At 71.9% G+C, this 17,593-nt stretch carries 18 protein-coding genes; 15 read left to right on the top strand and 3 right to left on the bottom strand.

Translation table 11 applies throughout. From position 1 onward, the window contains the following. Positions 1-226 precede the first annotated feature (226 nt). Positions 227-1,714, top strand: coding sequence for a helix-turn-helix transcriptional regulator (locus BM393_RS23325; RefSeq protein WP_091733535.1), 1,488 nt, complete (start codon positions 227-229; stop codon positions 1,712-1,714). Between the two features lie 33 nt (positions 1,715-1,747). Here the strand turns inward: BM393_RS23325 and BM393_RS23320 are convergent, their stop codons facing one another. The 3 genes from BM393_RS23320 to BM393_RS23310 are packed head-to-tail and all read right to left on the bottom strand — an operon-like array spanning position 1,748 to position 5,642. Beyond that, the gene (locus tag BM393_RS23320; RefSeq protein WP_091733534.1) at positions 1,748-4,471 is read right to left on the bottom strand and encodes an ankyrin repeat domain-containing protein; all 2,724 of its coding nucleotides are present in this window, start codon (positions 4,469-4,471) and stop codon (positions 1,748-1,750) included. 6 nt (positions 4,472-4,477) lie between these two features. Next, positions 4,478-5,215 (bottom strand): lytic transglycosylase domain-containing protein, encoded by a 738-nt coding sequence (locus BM393_RS23315; RefSeq protein ID WP_091733532.1) that lies wholly within the window; start codon positions 5,213-5,215, stop codon positions 4,478-4,480. A 13-nt stretch (positions 5,216-5,228) separates the two neighbouring features. Next, positions 5,229-5,642, bottom strand: coding sequence for a hypothetical protein (locus tag BM393_RS23310; protein ID WP_091733530.1), 414 nt, complete (start codon positions 5,640-5,642; stop codon positions 5,229-5,231). 263 nt (positions 5,643-5,905) lie between these two features. On the opposite strand from BM393_RS23310, the gene BM393_RS23305 reads away from it, so the two are divergent. From BM393_RS23305 to sctN, 14 genes are all read left to right on the top strand, one after another. Continuing rightward, a complete protein-coding gene (locus BM393_RS23305; protein WP_091733528.1) occupies positions 5,906-6,136 on the top strand; it encodes a hypothetical protein in 231 nt (76 codons plus the stop codon). Next, positions 6,136-8,007: a type III secretion system outer membrane ring subunit SctC gene (gene sctC / locus BM393_RS23300; RefSeq protein WP_091733526.1), complete on the top strand. Its 1,872-nt coding sequence runs from the start codon at positions 6,136-6,138 to the stop codon at positions 8,005-8,007. Before BM393_RS23305 ends, sctC begins: the two co-directional genes overlap by 1 nt. A gap of 40 nt (positions 8,008-8,047) precedes the next feature. Further along, a complete protein-coding gene (gene hrpD5 / locus BM393_RS23295) occupies positions 8,048-9,109 on the top strand; it encodes an HrpD5 family protein (protein WP_141225465.1) in 1,062 nt (353 codons plus the stop codon). 53 nt (positions 9,110-9,162) lie between these two features. Then, positions 9,163-9,423: a hypothetical protein gene (locus tag BM393_RS23290; protein ID WP_091733522.1), complete on the top strand. Its 261-nt coding sequence runs from the start codon at positions 9,163-9,165 to the stop codon at positions 9,421-9,423. A gap of 16 nt (positions 9,424-9,439) precedes the next feature. Further along, positions 9,440-9,862, top strand: a complete 423-nt coding sequence (locus BM393_RS23285; RefSeq protein ID WP_091733520.1) for a hypothetical protein — start codon at positions 9,440-9,442, stop codon at positions 9,860-9,862. A gap of 96 nt (positions 9,863-9,958) precedes the next feature. Continuing rightward, complete coding sequence (locus tag BM393_RS23280; RefSeq protein ID WP_091733518.1) at positions 9,959-10,228, top strand: hypothetical protein; 270 nt, start codon at positions 9,959-9,961, stop codon at positions 10,226-10,228. Positions 10,229-10,308: 80 nt separating this feature from the next. Next, a complete protein-coding gene (locus BM393_RS23275; protein ID WP_091733516.1) occupies positions 10,309-11,760 on the top strand; it encodes an HrpF/NolX family T3SS translocon protein in 1,452 nt (483 codons plus the stop codon). A 39-nt stretch (positions 11,761-11,799) separates the two neighbouring features. Then, positions 11,800-12,600, top strand: coding sequence for a hypothetical protein (locus BM393_RS26325; RefSeq protein WP_141225464.1), 801 nt, complete (start codon positions 11,800-11,802; stop codon positions 12,598-12,600). 118 nt (positions 12,601-12,718) lie between these two features. After that, the gene (locus BM393_RS23265; RefSeq protein WP_091733512.1) at positions 12,719-13,189 is read left to right on the top strand and encodes an HrpB1 family type III secretion system apparatus protein; all 471 of its coding nucleotides are present in this window, start codon (positions 12,719-12,721) and stop codon (positions 13,187-13,189) included. A gap of 37 nt (positions 13,190-13,226) precedes the next feature. After that, on the top strand, positions 13,227-13,622 hold the full coding sequence (locus BM393_RS23260; protein ID WP_175538480.1) for a hypothetical protein: 396 nt from the start codon (positions 13,227-13,229) through the stop codon (positions 13,620-13,622). Positions 13,623-13,679: 57 nt separating this feature from the next. Beyond that, on the top strand, positions 13,680-14,564 hold the full coding sequence (sctJ, locus tag BM393_RS23255) for a type III secretion system inner membrane ring lipoprotein SctJ (protein ID WP_091733508.1): 885 nt from the start codon (positions 13,680-13,682) through the stop codon (positions 14,562-14,564). A 113-nt stretch (positions 14,565-14,677) separates the two neighbouring features. Next, complete coding sequence (locus BM393_RS23250) at positions 14,678-15,316, top strand: type III secretion protein HrpB4 (RefSeq protein ID WP_217648509.1); 639 nt, start codon at positions 14,678-14,680, stop codon at positions 15,314-15,316. Beyond that, a complete protein-coding gene (gene sctL / locus BM393_RS23245) occupies positions 15,313-16,233 on the top strand; it encodes a type III secretion system stator protein SctL (RefSeq protein ID WP_175538478.1) in 921 nt (306 codons plus the stop codon). The genes BM393_RS23250 and sctL overlap by 4 nt, the downstream gene beginning before the upstream one ends. 12 nt (positions 16,234-16,245) lie before the next feature. After that, positions 16,246-17,568 carry a type III secretion system ATPase SctN gene (gene sctN / locus BM393_RS23240; RefSeq protein WP_091733502.1) on the top strand — a complete coding sequence of 441 codons (1,323 nt, stop codon included), beginning with the start codon at positions 16,246-16,248 and terminating at the stop codon, positions 17,566-17,568. Positions 17,569-17,593: the final 25 nt, after the last annotated feature.

Raw genomic sequence — 17,593 nt, 5'->3', positions numbered from 1 at the left:
CCCGGGCCCGCCCGTCGACAGACGCGCGGGCCTCGTCGCTTTTGCACGCGCGCCGCGCACCGGCAAGCGCTGTTGCGTCCGTTCACGAATGACACGGCAACACCGTGAAACTGTCGGGAAACGAAAAGAGGATTCGTGAGGATTTCGCCGAGGCCTTGTGATCCATCGCGAAGGGGCTCCCTCCTAGCATGAGCGTCATTCCGTTCACGACCCCGATGGAGATTCCATGCTTCTGCTTGCAATGACCTCGCTGCGCGCCGCGCCCCTGCATGGCGAACTGGCCCGCCTGGCGCTGGAGGGCCAGTTGCCCGCCGCGCTGCGGATGGGCGGCGACCACTTCGAGCGCCTGCAGCGCACGCCCGACGCCGCGCCGCAGCGTGCGGCCCTGGGCCAGTTGCTGGGCCGCGCGATGCTCGCCTGCGGCCGCGAGGAGGACGCCGAGGAGCTGTTCCAGCGCCAGCTGCGACATTACGAAGCGATGTCGCGCCACATGGTGCGCTGGTACGGCGCGATGGACCAGGGCGCGATGCTGCTGCACCTGAACAAGCCCGGCCGCGCGATCGACTGCCTGGGCCCCGTCGGCGACGACGCCCGCGCGCCGGTGGCGGCCCGCGTCGAGGCGATGGCCGGCGTCGCGCAGGCGATGCTGCGCGCCGGCGACTGCGGCAGCGCGATGCGCTCGCTGGACGCGGCGCGCAACCTCGCCGCCTCGCTCGGCGACCCGCGCTTCGCGCAGCTCGTGGACTGCATGGCGCTGGAACTGGCGACCCTGCACCGCGAGCGCGGCGGCGACGCGCTCAACGACCACGCGTTGGGCTCGGTCTACCGCGAAGGCGCGTCCGAGGCGCCGGACAACACGCTGATGCATCAGCAGCTCGGCGCGGCCGCGGACGCGGTCCGCAGCTGGTCGCCGCTGGTGGCAGCGCGCATGGATCACCTGCGGCGCATGCTCGCCGCCGACTGCACCGGCCCGGCCGCCGCGGCCCAGGTCGCCCACCAGCTGGCCTGGCTGCGCGACCGCCGCCTGAGCGAGTTCGAGACCCAGGCCCGCATCGAGGGCGCGCTGATGCTGATGGGCCGCGGCGCGTCGCACGCCGCCTCGGAGCTGCTGGCGCCGCTGACCTTCAACGAGCAGCAGATGCACCGCAGCCGTCACGCGCTGGAGCTGCAGTACTGCCAGGCCAAGCTGCACCAGCAGCAGGGCCGCCACCTCGACGCGCTGCGGCTGTACCGCCTGCACACGCAGCAAGCGGTGCAGTCGCTGCGCACCTACGCGGCGGCCGGCCGTGCGCCAGGTTTCCTGCAGCAGGCCAAGGCCGGCGCGGACGCCGGCGATCCGGCCAAGCTGCGGCTGCCGCTGCGTTATCGCCGCGCCTATCAGTTCATGATGGATCACCTGACCGATGAGCATCTGTCGGTGCGCCAGGTCGCCGCGCATGTCGGCGTCACCGAGCGCGCGCTGCAACTGGCCTTCCGCACCCACCTGGGCGTCACGCCGGCGGAGATGATCCGCACCCGCCGCGTCGAGCGCATCCACGGCGACCTGCAGGCCGGCGGCGGCGAGGCCGGCGTGCTCGAGGTGGCCTCCCGCTGGGGCGTGAAGAACCGCTCGACGCTGGTCCACAACTACCGCAGCCGCTTCGACGAGACGCCGACGCAGACGCTGCGCGGCACGACCGAAGACGAAGCCACGGCGACGCGCCTGCACGGCTGAGCGGCGCCCGGGGCCTTCACGGTCCCGGGGCGATCACAGGTCGTTCATGAACGCCTTCGTCCGGTCGAGCTCGGGCCGCACGGCGGCCGGGCTCCAGCCCCGGCGCTCGACGAGCTCGCCGACGACGGCCGCCTCGAGCAGGTCCTGCTTCAGCTGGATCACCAACTGCTCGTCGATCGGCCGCTGGCGCTGGTAGCGCGCGATGAGCTTGCGCTCCTTCGCGCTCAATGGCGTGCCATCGGCGCAGGCCTTGGCCACCCCCTCGCCCTTGGCCTTCAGGTCGGCCTCGCTGTCGCCGTAGAGCGCTTCGAACCGGTTGTTCACCCGGCCCGCCAGCGTGCCGATTTCGTCGCGGATGAACTCGGCGGTCGGCTCCGCGGGCAGCAGCGAGAGGTCGATGCCGTCGACGCAGTAGAGGATGCGCTGCACGCAGCCGGTATCGCAGTAGCCCGCGCTCATGTCGACCATGCTGTCGAGCAGCGAGCGCGTCAGCGCGCCGTGCAACGCCTGCCGCCGTGCCGCGTCGGCCTCGGACTCGTCCGGCGATGCGGGCGCGGCCTGCGACGCGATGTGGTTCCACATCGTCGTCAGCGCCTCGCCGACCGTGGTGTCCAGGCCTTCACCGACCCGCGTGGTGTGCGCGAGGGCCATGTCCAGGCCGAGCGCCGCCTGGCGCCGCCAGTCGGCATCGACGTCCGGCGCCGCTTGAATGGCGGCGCGCACCGCGGCGATGCATTGCGCTTCGGTCAGCCGCTCGGCGGGAAGCCGCTCGCGGATGGCCTGCATGATCAGGTGGCCACGCGCGGTCAGGCCGATGTTGTGCGCATTGGCCAGCCCGGCCTGCGCGACGCGGGCATCGATCAGGCGGTTCACGCCGCCCTCCGGCAGCTTGCCCGCGGCCCAGGACTCGATCTCGGTGCGGGACACCTCCACGCCTTGGAGGTTGAAGGCGCGCTGGCCGGCGGGCGCCTGCGCCAGCAGCGCGGCCGCCCGCTCGGCCAGCGGCCGATATTGCTGCGTGTCCAGGCACTGCTCCACCGCGAGCGACAACCGGAACACGGCGCCCTTGGCGCAATCCGCCGGCGGCGCACGGCCCGCCGCCAGGTCGGCGCGTTCGCGCGCGGCCAACCGCGCGCCCAGCGCGGCATTGGCGACATGGGCCAGGCGGTTGCGCCGGCCCGAGGCATCCGGCTTGTCGGCCCACTGCGCCAGGGTGCTGTCGACGAAGCGCTCGAGCTCGGCCCGCGACAGTCGCTGGCCATGCGGATGCAGCCGCCGATGGGCCTGCTCCGGCGAGGCCGTCAGCCAGCCCACCAGCACGTTGGGATCGGCCCCGGCGTCCTTCAGCAGGAGGCGCAGCAGATCGGCGTTGCCCGTGTTGGCCGCATTGCCCGCGTTGCCCGCGTCGGCGGTGTCGGCCGTACCGGCCGCGACCTCCAGCGGCGTCCTGCCATGGGCGTTGGCCTTGTTCAGGTCGAGCCGGCCGTCGCTGCGCTTGAGCAGCTCGGCCAGCGTGGCCGATGCGAGCGCCTGCCCGCCACGCGGATCGTCGCCCGCGGGCCGGGCGCACAGCTGGGTGAGCAAGGTCTCGCCATTGGCGAAGATCTCGTTGGGATCGATGGTGCGCGCGTTCATCAGCACCCGCAGCGTCTTGATGCGGCGGTCTCGCTGATGGCCCGCGGATGTTTCGGCGATGCGCTCCAGCGCCTGCTGCAGCGGGCCGCGGAGCTGCTCGTCGAGCCGTTCGGTCTCGACCCGGTCGCTGCCCAGCAGCGCGGCCAGCGCCGCATGCTGGTCGTTGGCGATGGCCAGGTCCAGCGGCGTATGGCCGTGGCCATCGGGGCGATTGGCCAGCAGCGGATGCGACGCCAGCAGGGTCACCAATGCCGGCTCGAAACCGCCCTCGGCCGCCATGCGATGCAGGAGATGCGTCCCCTGCGGCCCGTCCAGCGCGTCGACATCGACCCGCCAGTTCTCGAGCAAGGCGCGCGCCGCCTCCAGCTTGCCGGTCTCGATCGCGAGCCGCAGCGGCGATTGCCCCCGGGCATTGGCCGGATTGACCGCCACCCCGGGCGCATCGAGCAGCAGCTCCAGGCACAAGGCGTCGTCGCGCTCGGTGGCGACATGCAAGGCGGTGTCGCCCTGGGCGTCGCGCAGGTCCGGCCGGATCGCCTCGTGCGCCAGCAGCGCGCCGACGATCAGCGCGTTCGAGCGCTCCACCGCCTGGTGCAAGGGCGTCCTGCCCTTGGCATTGGTCGCGTTGACGTCGAGGGTGGACGCGGACAGCAGCAGGAGGACCACGTCGACATCGCCGCCCGCGGCCGCGAGGCCCAGCACGGTCTCGCCCTTGGCATTGCGGTGATTCACCAGGGCCGCTTCGCCGCCGGGGAACAGGCCGCTGTAGTCGAGCAGCACGCGGATCGCATCGACATGCCCGCCGCGCACCGCGGCCCCGAGCAGGTTGTCGCCGTGCGCGTCCTGCGCCACGGCGAGCGCCGGCTCAGCGACGAGCACCTGCTCCAGCCGCGCCATGTCGCCGTGGCGCATGGCCGCGCGCGCCTCGCTGGCGGGCGACCGGACCGGCGGCGGCCGACCGAGCCGCAGCAGGCCGTTCAGCAAGCCGCAGGCCGGCATGCCGCCGGGATCCGAAGAGGACGACGCACTGGACGACGCGCTGGCCGGCCCGCCGGTCGACGCACCGGCCGGCGCCGGTGTCGTCGGCAAGCGCGGCGACGGCGGCAGGCGGTGGATGCCCATCGCCGCTCACTCGCCTTCGTAGAGCTTCAGGATCTTGCGCACGTAGTCCTGCGTCTCGCGATACGGCGGGATGCGATTGCCATATCGCTTCACCGCGCCCTCGCCCGCGTTGTAGGCGGCCAGCACCAGGTCGACGCGTCCGTCGAACATCTCGTTGAGGTCACGCAGGTAACGCGCGCCGACGTCGATGTTGGTGGCCGGGTCGAGCAGGTCCTGCCTGGACGCGACGCCGTAGCGCGCGCCCGTCGCCGGCATGATCTGCATCAGGCCGAGCGCGCCCTTGGGCGAGCGCGCCTGCGTCTGGTAGGCCGACTCCACATGCACCAGCGCGCCCACCAGGCGCGGATCCAGCCCATGCTTGCGACTGGCCTGCTGCACCATGCGCTGCAGGTGCGGCGCGCCGAGCGCCAGGGGCTGCGGGTTGGTCCGCCAGGTCAGCGGCGCGGGCGACGGCCTCGGTCGCGTGAAGGCGAGCGTCGTGAACTCGGTCTCGATGCGTGGCCCCGGCAGGTCGGCGACCTCGAAGGCCGTGCATCGACGCACCGCCGCGCTGAACCGCGCCGACAGGTCCTCCAGCGCGACCCGCTCACTGCCGTCCAGCAACTCGCAGCGATAACGCACGCCGGCGTCCGCGGGGCCGGCGACCATCGCCGCGGCGCACACGGCCGGCCAGAAGGCGGGGCGGAAGGCGGGGCGGAAGGCGGGGCGGAGGGCGGGTCGGAAGGCGCGAGGTCCGGCTGTCATCGCCGGGACTCCATCAGGCCTCGCCGCGCAGCGCGGCCAGTTCCTCGCTCGCCTGCGCCAGCAGCAGCTCGGCCTCGGTCGAGGCCAGCCGGGTGCGGCTCAGCAGCGAAGAGAACTCCGCCATCGCGCCGTCCAGGTCGATCGCGTCGCCGTCGGCGGCAGCGGTGCCGGCACCAGTCGTCGCGTCCTGCGGCTGCGCCATCAGCGCGCCACCGAACAGCAGCGTGTGCACGCGATGCAGCTTCAGCGCGATCTCGCCGGCGCGGCGCAGGCTCTCGTCGTCCTGGCGCGCGGCGCTGACGCGCTTGATCTCCAGCATCAGCGCCTGGAAGCGCTCGACCTGCGTCTGCACGGTCATCTGCACCGTTTGCAGCGAGGCGAAGAAGTCGTTGTATCCGGCGGCGGCCAGCGAGGGGGCAGTCAGCATGGGGGCTCCTGTTGAGGCTTGAAGGAAGGCGCGGGACGCCAGCGCCATGCGCGCGGCCCGGTCCCGTCGCAGTGTCCGCATCGACCGCAGGCCCGGCCGGCGCCGGGCGAAGGCCCGTCCGCGCATGCGAACGCGGGCTGCACCGATCGCAACCGCCCCCCGCCCGCCACCGGTTCGCGGTCACGGACGCCGCTTCGTGTCACCGACCTCTCACCGCCGACCCGCGCCCTAGCCTCCGCATCGTCAACAAGAAGGAGCTGACCATGTCGGTGAATGGTGTCAACGGAGTGGGCGGCCCCAGCCCCTCGACGCCCGGCAGCACGCCGGTGCCGCCCAGCGATGACGGCGGCGGCGACATCACCCAGTCCAAGGCCTTCCAGCAGGTGGTGAGCGGCATCTTCCAGGGCGGCCAGGGCATGATGAAAGACGCGCTGGGCAAGTTCTTCGAGGAAGAAGAGCCCGACGAGGACGACCCCGACGCGGAGCCGCTGTGATGCGGGCGCCCGACTTCCAGCGCCGCGCGCTCGCGGCCTGCGTGGCGATGGCCGTCGCGGGCTCGGGCAGCGCGCCCGCGACGCTGCTGGCGCAGGACGCGCGCGGCGCGGCACCGGCCGCGTCCAACGTGTCCGCGACGTCCGCCGCCTCCGCCGCATCCCCGATGGCGCCCGCTCCGGCGGGCACCTCCGCGGCCAAGCCCCGCACCCGCGCGGCCACCAGCGACCGCCGCCTGGAGCGCCGCTTCGTCTACCGCGCCGAGAGCCGCCGCCTGTCCGACGTGCTGCAGGACTTCGCCGCGAGCCAGGGCGTGCCGGCGGTGGTCGGCGATGGCGTCGACGGGGTGGTCAACGCCAGCTTCGACAGCTCGCCGCAGGTCTTCCTCAGCGCCATCGCCAAGGCCTACGGCCTGATCTGGTACGACGACGGCACCGCGCTGTACTTCTATCCGGCGCGCGCGGTGCAGAGCCGCATGTTCCGGCTCAAGGGCTACAGCCGGCGCGAGGTCACCGAGCTGCTGAACTCGCTGAACCTGGGCGACAAGCGCTACCCGCTGCGTTTCAACGACGCGCAGCGCACGCTGCTGGCCTACGGTCCGCCGCGCCACATCGACCTCATCGCGCAGGCGCTGGACTCGCTGGACCTGGGCGCCGCCGAGGGCAACGAACGCGTCGTGCGTGTCTTCCCCCTGCGCTTCGCGTCCGCCAACGACCGCCTGCTCGGCGAGAGCAACGTGCCCGGCGTCGCCTCCATCCTGCGCAACCTCTATGCCGCCCAGAGCCTGCAGCCCGACACCGTGAGCGGCCAGCCGGCCAATCCGGTCGACCAGAAGATCAAGGCGATGCAGTCGATGTACGGCGCCGGCAAGCTGGTGCCGGAACTGCCCTCCGCCGGGCAAGGCCACGGGCCGGGCGGCGGCGCCGACAAGCCGGGGCAGAGCGCGCGCACGCTCAAGAGCCCCGTCAACTTCGAGGAGGACCAGCCCCGCTTCGAAGCCGACGAGGGCACCAACGCCGTCATCGTGCAGGGCCGCGCGTACCGCATGCGCGAGTACGAGGCGCTGATCCAGCGCCTGGACCAGCGCCCGGTGCTGGTCGAGCTGCAGGCCATGATCATCGACGTCAGCGAGGACAACGCGCGCTCGCTGGGCATCGACTGGTCGGTGCAGGGCAACCGCGGCCAGTTGTCGGTGACCTCGCCCGGTGGCGGTCCGCCGCAGACCGGCGGCGGGCAAGGGATGCTGGGCAACGGCACCTACACCATCGGCACGCTGGTCGCGGATGCCGGCCGGCAGCTGATGCTGCGCATCAACGCGATGCAGGGCGAAGGCAAGGCCCGCGTGGTCTCCAAGCCCTCGGTGCTGGGCGTCGCCAACCGGCCCGCGGTGATGAAGGAGAAGCGCGTGGCCACGGTGCGCGTGGCCGGCAACCTCGATGCGAAGCTCTACCAGATCGAGGCCGGCACCCTGCTCCAGGTCACGCCGCAGGTGGTGTCCAGCGGCGGCGTCAACCAGATCAAGCTCTCGCTCTACATCGAGGACGGCAACTTCGAGGCCACCTCGGTCGACGCGGTGCCGGTGCTCAAGAAGACGGAGATCCGCACCGAGGCCCATGTGCGCGAAGGCGAGAGCCTGCTCATCGGCGGCCTGATGGTCGAGGCCAGCACCGACCAGCAGTCCGGCGTGCCGCTGCTCAAGGACGTGCCGCTGGTCGGCGGCCTGTTCCGATGGAGCGGCAGCCGCGCCACGCGCACCGAGCGCCTGTTCCTGATCACGCCCAAGCTGGTCGGCGGCAACGCCGCGCCCGCCCTGTCGCAGCCCCCGGCCGGCGACGTGGATCCGGGCGCGCCGACCGCGCCGCTGGCCCGTTGAAGCGCCCCGTCCGCAACCCCCGCGCAGGCATTCGCAATCCATGAAACAGCTTCGTGTCCTGACCGGCGTGCATGCGGGGGTCCACCTACCGTTGAGCGCATCGACATACCGCATCGCCGCGGACGAGCAGGCCGACATCCAGCTCGTCGACTGGCACGCGGAACCCCTGGTCCTCGAACTCACGGAGAACGGTCAAGTGCTCGCCCTCGCCTCCCCGCTGAATGGCTCGCTGAACGCCACGCCCGGCGCCGCGCTGAACGCAGCGTCCGGCGCCGCCGTGGACGATGCCACCGGCGCGGGCGCACCGATGGCCGACTTCGAGCCGCGCCGCTTCGGCGACGTGGTGCTCTGCGTCGGTCCCGCGGATGACGCCGCCTGGCCTTCCGACATCGAGCTGATGGAACGGCTGATGCGTCCGGTGCAGGCGGTGGTCGAAGCCGCCGCGCCGGTGGTCGAGGCCGCGGTCACCAGCGGCCGCCGGGTGCTGGCCTGGGGCCTGGTGGCCGCGCTCACGCTGGGCGGCCTGCTGGCCACGGTGATCTCGCGGCATGCGCAGGCCGCGCGCGCCGCGGTCAAGCCCGAGCCGCTGGTGGGCCAGGTGTACCGCGCCATCGCCAGCGCCGCGATCCCGGAGATCACCGTGCGCGCCGCCGGCGAGCGCGTGATCGTCGAGGGCCTGCTGCCCGACGCCGCCGCCGCGCAGACGCTGCGCCAGCTGCTGGACCGTTTCCCGGTCGAGCGCATCGAGCATCGCTACGCCTCGGCCGCCGACATCGCGCAGAGCATCTCCGACGCGCTGGACACGCCCGGCCTGGTGGTGCGCTACCGCGACCGCGGCGTGTTCATCGTGGGCGGCCGCGCCGCGCATCCCGACCGGGTGCGCGACGCCTCCACGCGCGTGGCCGCCGACCTGGCGCCGCTGGTGCGCGGCATCGAAGTGGCCGTCGCCCCCGCGCCGGTCCCCGAGAGCGTGCCGGTGGGGGCGATGCTCGCCACCGACGGCCTGCAGTACGTGCAGACGCGCGATGGCGCCAAGCACCTCTCCCTGATCCCGGAGTCCATCGGCGAGCTGAGCGATCCGCCGACGCCGCCGGCCCGTTGATCCCTTCCGGACTTCCACCCGACCCTCCCCCTTTTCACGGAGCAACTTCGACCATGAACGAGCAACTCGAGCAAACCGTCTTCGGCGACCTGGCCAACCTGGAGAAGTCGCTGGCCGAGGACGCCACCGGCGACCGCGCGCGCGCCATGCTGTCCTACTTCGCCGACGTGGCCAAGAGCAGCGAAGGCCTGCTGCAGACCGCCGCCGCCGCCGAGCGCCAGCTGATCTCCCAGCTGATCGAGGCCTTCAACGCCGCGCAGCGCATCGTGCGCCACATCTGGGAGACGCTGCACAACGCGTCGCTCGCCGTCTGACCCGCGGAGGCCCTCCATGCAACACACCCAAGCCAGCAGCGGCGGCGCGCCGGGCGCGCAGTACCCCGAGGTCTACCGCAACCTGATGGCCATCGGCCTGCTGGGCGCGATCTATCGCGCCAGCGAGGACGCGGCCATCGTGCACGAGGCCGTCGAGATGACCCTCGAGGACCCCACCATGTACGTGATGCACCGCGCCATCGCGGTCGCGATGGGCGGTGACGCGGCCTATGCCAAGGCCTCGCTGGGCCGCCGCATCGAGCAGCAGCCCGACGACGACAACTCCAAGGTGGCGCTGGGCGTCTCGATGATGCTCAGCGGCGACCCCGAGTGGAAGCACTGGCTCAACAACGTGCTGGCCACCAGCACCGACCAGCAGGCCCGCGAAGCCGCCAACGGCGTCCTCGCCTACCTGGCCAGCCTCCGGACCTCCCACTGATTTCCCCGGGAGCGCTGTCCCGGCTCCCTTCTCGAGCAGGCCGCACCTCGCGGCGCACCCCAACGCGGACCTTCCGCATTTCCTCAGGAGCAGACGATGTCAATTCCCAGCACCAGCAGCAGCACCGGCGCGAGCATGGGCAACTCCATGAACATGTTCCAGTCCGGCGCCGCCGGCCTGAGCGCGCAGGGCACCCAGGCCGCCGGCCAGGACGGCTCGGCCATGATGGACCAGATCCAGCAGACGGCTGCGATGCAGATGCAGTTCCAGACGCAGATGGGGATCATCCAGATGATCGTGAAGATGAATGAAGCGCTGGCCAAGCTCTTCAAGGCCATCGGCGAAGCGATCAAGGGTCTCGCGTAAGCACCACCACACCCCTCGCACCCCTTCTCATCCCTCCGAATCCGTTCTCGATTCATTCCTCATTCCCACGGGAGATCTTCATGAGCGTCAATTCCACGCAGCAAACCCAGGTCAACAGCTACAACATGCGCCTCGGCCTGGGCAGCACCGCTTCCTCCGCTGTGTCCAGCCCGCTGGGCAACGTGCCCCTGTCGCTGGATCCGACCCGGCTGGGCAACGTCCTGAGCTCGATCGGCGACGTGCTGGCCGCCGTCTCGCCGCTGCTGATGGCGGGCATGCAGCGCATGCCGATGCTGCCGACCCTGCCGGCCAACGCCTTCGGCGCCTACCCCTTCGCGCAGCAGCCGATGCCCGGCCTGCAGCGCTTGCCGCAGTCCTACGTGCCGGCCATGGGCAACCCCATGATCGGCAATCCCATGATGGGCAACCCGATGATGGGCAACCCGCTCATGGGCAATCCGCTGATGGGCAACCCGGCCCTGGGCCTGCCGATGACCACGCCCTTCGCCCCGGCGATGAACCCGACGCAGGCCAATGCGTTCAGCGCGCTGCAGCAGGTGCTGCAGATGTTCAGCGGCAGCGGTGCCGTGCCCCAGGGTGGCCTGCCCCCGGGCGGCGTCTACAACGGCGCCGGCCTGCCCAACGCCAACCTGCCGAACGCGCCGCAGACCAACGCCTACGGCAGCGCGCCCAACGTGCCGACCACGGCCGCGCCGACCGGTGAGGTCAAGTTCGACGCCGCCGGCAACGTGCAGATGGACAAGGACCGCGCGACCCGCGAGATCGCCCGCAACTTCGACCAGCTGACCGCCGGCAAGGACAACTTCATCACCAAGGATGACCTGAAGGCGATCGCCAACGGCGAGATGCAGCGCTTCCAGGTCTCGGCGAACTACACGCCGGAGCTGCGCGCCGCCGCCAAGTACCTGCTCGACCATCCGGACGACTTCAAGTCGCTGGAGACCGCCGACTCCAAGGCGCAAGGCTTCAAGGGCCACGCCGACGGCAAGATCGGCAAGGGCGACACCACCGCCGCGATGCAGCAGGTCAGCTTCAGCGTGGGCGAGAAGGAAGCGCTGCAGACGCTGGCCAAGTACGGCAACAGCTTCTTCACCTCGGGCGACAAGATGGTCAGCAAGTCCGACCTGGACGCCATCGTGAAGACCGGCAAGATGCCCGACGGCACCGCCGCGCCGCAGGACATGAAGGACGCCGCCAAGCTGATCCTCAGCCAGCCGGAACTCTTCGACAAGATGGACAACGCCTTCAAGGTGCGCGTCAAGCATCGCGGCGACCAGCGCGGCGACGGCCTGGTCAGCGCCGACGACCTGCGTGAAGTGCTCAAGGGCGCCGACACCCAGCCCGGCCCGAGCGGACTGAAGGGCGAGATCTTCGGCAACGTGCGCGCCGATTCGCTTGCCGGCCTGCTGCTGCGCGGCCTGAATGACAACGTGCCGCAACCGTCGCAAGCCTTCAAGGACAACGTCGCGACGACCTTCCAGAACGTGCCGACCTCGGTCCGCCTGTACTGATCGGAACGCTCGCACCAACCGCTTGAAAGGACTCACACCATGAGCTTCTCGATCCCCCCGACCTCCTCGGTCCCGTCGTACGCGGCGCCCCAGTCGCCGCTGGGCTCGGCCCTGTCCAGCACGATGGACATCGCCTCCACGCTGATGCAGTTCAGCACCGGCCTGCTGCAGAACCTGCTGCAGGCGCAGCAGAGCCAGTTCGGCGGCGGCCTGCCCGGCTCGGGCATCCCCGGACTCGGCACGCCGGGTCTTGGCACACCGGGTCTGGGCACGCCCGGACTGGGCGGCCCGCAAGGCGCCGGCCAGGGCCTGCAAGGCATCCTGCAGAGCGTGGTCCAGCTGCTGCAGGCGCTGACCCCGCTGCTGCAGGCGCTGGGCGGCGGCGGCCTGGGCGGCCTGGGCAACGCCAACCCGCTGGCCAGCTCGGTGGCCAACCAACTGGGCGGCGGTCTCGGCGGCGGACTGGGCGGTGGCCTCGGTGGCGGCTTGGGCGGCCTCGGCGGCGGCCTGGGTGGCCTCGGCGGCGGCATCCCCGCCTACCAGCAGCCCTTCGGGCAGCAGCCGTTCGCGGCCTCGCCGTACGCCTCGCCCTACACGCAGTCGTACGCGCAGCAGCCGTTCACCGCGTTCCAGCAGCCGTACGCCGGTGGCGTGGCCTCGCCGTACAACGCGTCCTTCGCGCAGCAGCCGTTCACCAGCCTGAACCAGCCGTTCACCCAGGTGGATGCGCTGAACTGGGCCCAGACCTACGGCGGTCCCAACCTGTCGCAGAGCGAGCTGACCCAGGGCGTGAACCTGTTCAACATCTTCAACGGCCGCACCACCGGCATGTTGTTCTGATGTCCGCGCGGGGGCCGTTCGCGGCCCCCGCCAGGCACGCCGCGTCCTCGCACGCGACGTGCCTGTCCCGAGCGGACATGCGTCCGTTCAGGACAGGCACTTCCCCAGGAGCACACAGATGGATCCGACCTTTCATCGCAAACCCTTCGTCCGCGCCCTCATCGAGATCGTCAGCCTCGGCATCACGCACAAGCGCACCGAGGACGCCGAGACGGTGCTGGTGGCGGTTCGCCAGCTGCGCCCCCACCTGACCGAGCTCGACACCTTCGAGGCCTGGATCGCGATCAGCCGCGGCCACTGGCACGACGCGATCCGCACGCTCAACAACCTCGACGCCAACACGCGCAACTGGAGCCTGGGCCGCGCGCTGATGGCCTTCTGCCAGTTCGCCGTCGGCGATCCGGCCTGGAGCGTCAGCGCCAACGAGGTCATCGAGGGCGACTCCACGCAGGAAGCGCGCAGCCTGGTGCGGCTGCTGCTGGGCAAGGACGTCAATGTCGGCGAGCCCGAGCCCGAGGCCCCGGCCGCCACCAGCTTCGCCGATTACGACCCGCGCTCGCTGCCGCACGCACCGCTGCTGCGCGCCTGAAGCGACGCGCATCCGAAGTCACCCGCAGGAGATCCGCATGACTGTTCCCGCCATCGGCGCCGTGTCCGGCGCCGCCCCGACGCAGGTCCTGGATCGCGCCGCCGCCGCGCCCGATGCGCTCGGCGGCCTGTCCGACCGCTTCCAGCGGCTGATGATGGAGCATCCGGCCGCGCCGGCGCCGCACGGCACCGAGGTCGGCGAGCGCTCGCCGGTCTCGCATTTCATCGAGGCGCAGGAAGGCGTGCTGCGCCAGACCTTCGACAGCGTGCGCGCGTTCTCGCAGGAGGCGCCAGCGATGAATCCCGGCGAACTGGCCTCGCGCCACATCGCGCTGAGTTATCAGCTGTCGATGGTGCAGGTGCAGTTCAACGCCGGCGTCTATGTCGCGCAGAGCAGCAAGAGCGGCCTGCAGACCTTGATGAAGAACCAGTGACGTGTCCCGGCGGCCGGCGCAGTCCGGCCGCGATGAACGGACCCAGGGAGTTCCGACATGCCTTCCACGATCAACGACCGCGCCCCGCGGCCCTGGCGCCTGCTGCTCGGCGCCGTGCTGGCGCTGTGCCTGGCGGCCTGCGACACCGACCTCTACACCAAGCAGACCGAGGCCGACGCCAACCACATGGTGTCGGCGTTGCTGGAAAGCGGCATCACCGCCAGCAAGCAGACGCCCGACAGCGGCAAGACCTGGAGCGTCAAGGTCGACGAGGCCGACGTGGTGCGCGCGCTGGCGGTGCTGCGCGCGCAGGGCCTGCCGCAGGACAAGCACGTCAGCCTGGGCGACATGTTCAAGAAGGAAGGCCTGATCTCCTCGCCAACCGAGGAGCGCGTGCGCTTCATCCACGGCGTCTCGCAGGAGCTCTCCGAGACGCTGAGCCAGATCGACGGCGTGGTCACCGCGCGGGTGCACATCGTGCTGCCCAACAACGACCCGATGGCCCAGGAGGCCAAACCCTCGAGCGCGTCGGTGTTCGTGAAGTACCGGCCGCAGGCCAACCTCACCGCGCTCACGCCGGCGATCAAGAACATGGTCGCGCGCAGCGTCGAGGGCCTGTCCTACGACAACGTCTCGGTGACGCTGGTGGCCGGCGCGATGATCGCGCCGCCGCCACCGCCCGCGCCCGGCGGGATGGGCCTCTGGATCGCGGCGGCGCTGGCGCTGCTCGGCCTGGGCGGCGCCGCCGGGGTCGCATGGAAGAAGCCGGAGTGGCTGCCCGAGCCGCTGGCGCGCCGGCTGCGGCCGGGCACCGTGGCCTCGGCCCGCACCGCAGGCGCCGCCGACGGGCAAGCCAACGCCGCACAGGGCGGCGGCGACCTCGGCGCGAGTGCGGGCTTGAACGGCGGCAGCCCCACCGCGGCGCAGGCTTCCGCGACCTGAGGTCGGCCATGGACGCCGCCCAGACGACACCGGGCCCCATCGTGCCGGCCCCGCACACGACGGTCGATCGGCCGGCCAGGGCCGCCCCGCCCGGATCGCCCGTCTTGCCCGTCTTGCCCGTATCGCCCGTGGACCCCGGCGAACTGGCCCGGCTCGCGCTCGTGTTCCAGCGCCGCCTGGATCGGCTGCCCGACGACATCGACGACGGCTGGGCGGCGCTGAATGCGCTGCGGCCGGCGCTCGACCAGATGCCGGACGGCCCCTCGCGCCGCCGCCTGATGCTCACGCTGTACCGCCGCTGGTGCGGGCCGCTGCCCGACCCGCGCCTGCTCGCGACGCCGGGCGGGCGCCTGGCGCTGCACGGGCGGCTGGGCCTGCTGTCGCGCCTGTGCGCGGTGGCGCTGGCGGGCCGGCCCGGCGTGCTGCGCTGCTGCGTCGAGATCCGCGCGCGGCGGGCGCTCGAAGGCGCGCTCGGCCCGGCGATGGCGGCCCTGCGCGAATCCGCGCGCCAGGGCGCGGTGGTGCCGGCGCAGGTCGCGGCCTGGTCGCCGATCCAGTGGGCCTGCGTCGGCTACGCGGACCTGGCGCTCGCGGGCGCCTGGCCGCATCGCGGCCTGCGGCGCCTGGTGCGCCTCGCGCTGCCGGCGCGATGGCCGGTGCACGACGGCCGCCATCAAGTGCCGGTGCGTCACGCCTGCGCGCTCGAGGGCCTGGCCCGCCTGGACGCGCTTTTCGCGAAGGAACCGACATGATGATCTGGCTGCAGGGCGGCGGCGCGGACCGCCTGGGCGGACTGGGGGCCGAGGACGGCATCCTGCGCGCCGCCGAAGTCGACGGCGCCGCGGAGCTCGACGCGCTGCGCCGCGCGATGGACGAGCAGCGCGATGCGGTGCTGGCGCAGGCGCGCGAAGAGGCCTCGAAGCTGATGACCGATGCGCGCGAGCAGGCGGACCGTCTGCTGGCCGAGGCTCGCACCGAGGCCGAGCAGCTGCGGATCGAGGCCTGCGAGGCCGGCCGGCGCCAGGCCGCGCTGGAATGGCATGAGCGCCAGACGGTGCAGGTGATCGACAACGCGCAGGTGCTGCGCGGCATGCACGAGAAGCTGGCGACCATCGTCACCGGCGCCGTCGAACGCATCGTCCACACCGAGGAGCGGGCGGCGCTGTACCAGCGCGCGCTGCGCAGCGTGCGCAGCTTCGCGCGCGGCGCCAGCACGCTGGCCCTGCGCGTCAGCGCCGATGACCACGCCCACGCACGCGCCGCGCTGGACTCGCTCAAGGCGCTGCAGACGCAAGGGGTTCACATCGAGGTCAGCGTCGACCCGGCGCTGCGGGCCGGCAGCTGCGTGTTCGAGTCGGAGGTCGGCATCCTCGACGCCAGCCTGCAGACGCAGCTCGACGGCCTGCGCGCGGCGATGGACCGCGCGGTGCGCAAGGCGCTGGCGAGCAGCCTGCCGCTGGCCGATGCCGGCGACCACGAAGCCACCGACCACGGCTTCGATGACGGGCGGGACGACGGCGTCGGCGATCGCGGCGCCAGCGATCGCGGCGTCGACGCCCAGGCCCAGGCCCACGCGTCCTTCGGATTCCCGCACACGGATGCGGGCGCGCGGGCCGATACCGATGACGCCGAGGACATCCTTCACGCGCACGACCTCGCCGAACACTGACCAGGAGCGCCGATGAAGGCATTGCAGGGATTCACCGACCTGATGGAGGCCGAGCTGGCCTCGGCCACGATGGTGGGCCGCACCGGCAAGGTCACCGAGGTGATCGGCACGCTGATGCGCGTGAGCGGCCTGGACGCTCGCCTGGGCGAGCTGTGCGAGGTGCTCGATGACGACGGCGCGGTGCTGCAGACGGCCGAGGTGGTGGGCTTCGCCGGCGGGCGCAGCATCCTGTCGCCATTCGGCTCGATCCTGGGCGTGCGCGGCGGCACCCGCGTGGTCGGACTGGGCCAGGTCTTGTCGGTGCCGGTCGGCCAGGCGCTGCTGGGCCGCGTGATCGACAGCCTGGGCCGGCCGATCGACGGCAAGGGCCCGGTGCGCACGACCGAATCGCGTCCGGTGTTCGCGCTGCCGCCCACGCCGATGGAGCGCGAGATGATCGAGCGCCCGCTGCCCACCGGGGTCAAGGTGATCGACGGACTGATCACGCTGGGCGAGGGGCAGCGCATGGGCATCTTCGCGCCGGCCGGCGTCGGCAAGTCCACGCTGATGGGCATGCTGGCGCGCGGCACGCAGTGCGACATCAGCGTCATCGCGCTGATCGGCGAGCGCGGCCGCGAGGTGCGCGAGTTCATCGAGCTCATCATGGGCGAGGCCGGCATGGCGCGCTCGGTGGTGGTGTGCGCGACCTCGGACCGCTCGTCGAGCGAGCGCGCGAAGGCGGCGCACGTGGCCACCGCGGTGGCCGAGTACTACCGCGACCAGGGCCTGAAGGTGCTGCTGATGATGGACTCGCTGACCCGCTTCGCGCGGGCGCAGCGCGAGATCGGCCTGGCGGCGGGCGAGCCGCCGGCGCGGCGCGGTTTTCCGCCGTCGGTGTTCGCCGAGATCCCGCGGCTGCTCGAACGCGCCGGCATGGGCGCGCGCGGCTCGATCACCGCGCTCTACACCGTGCTGTACGAGGACGAGAGCGGCAACGACCCGATCTCGGAGGAAGTGCGAGGCATCCTGGACGGCCACATGATCCTGTCGCGCAAGATCGCCGCGCGGAACCAGTACCCGGCGATCGACGTGCTGGGCAGCCTGTCGCGGGTGATGTCGCAGATCGTGCCCAAGCCGCACCAGGCGGCCGCCGGCCACCTGCGGGCGCTGATGGCCAAGTACGACGAGATCGAGCCGCTGGTGCAGATGGGCGAGTACAAGCCCGGCAACGACGCGCTCGCCGACGAGGCCATGCGCAAGCTGCAGCCGGTGCGCGAGTTCCTGTGCCAGGCCACCGACGACCTCTGGGCCTTCGACCGCACGCTGGGGTCGCTGGGCCAGGTCGTGGCGGGATGAGGACGCCACGCGCGCGCGACGCGCA

Source organism: Mitsuaria sp. PDC51 (genome assembly GCF_900113225.1).
Classification (GTDB): domain Bacteria; phylum Pseudomonadota; class Gammaproteobacteria; order Burkholderiales; family Burkholderiaceae_C; genus Roseateles.
This window is presented reverse-complemented; position numbering and strand designations above follow the sequence as displayed.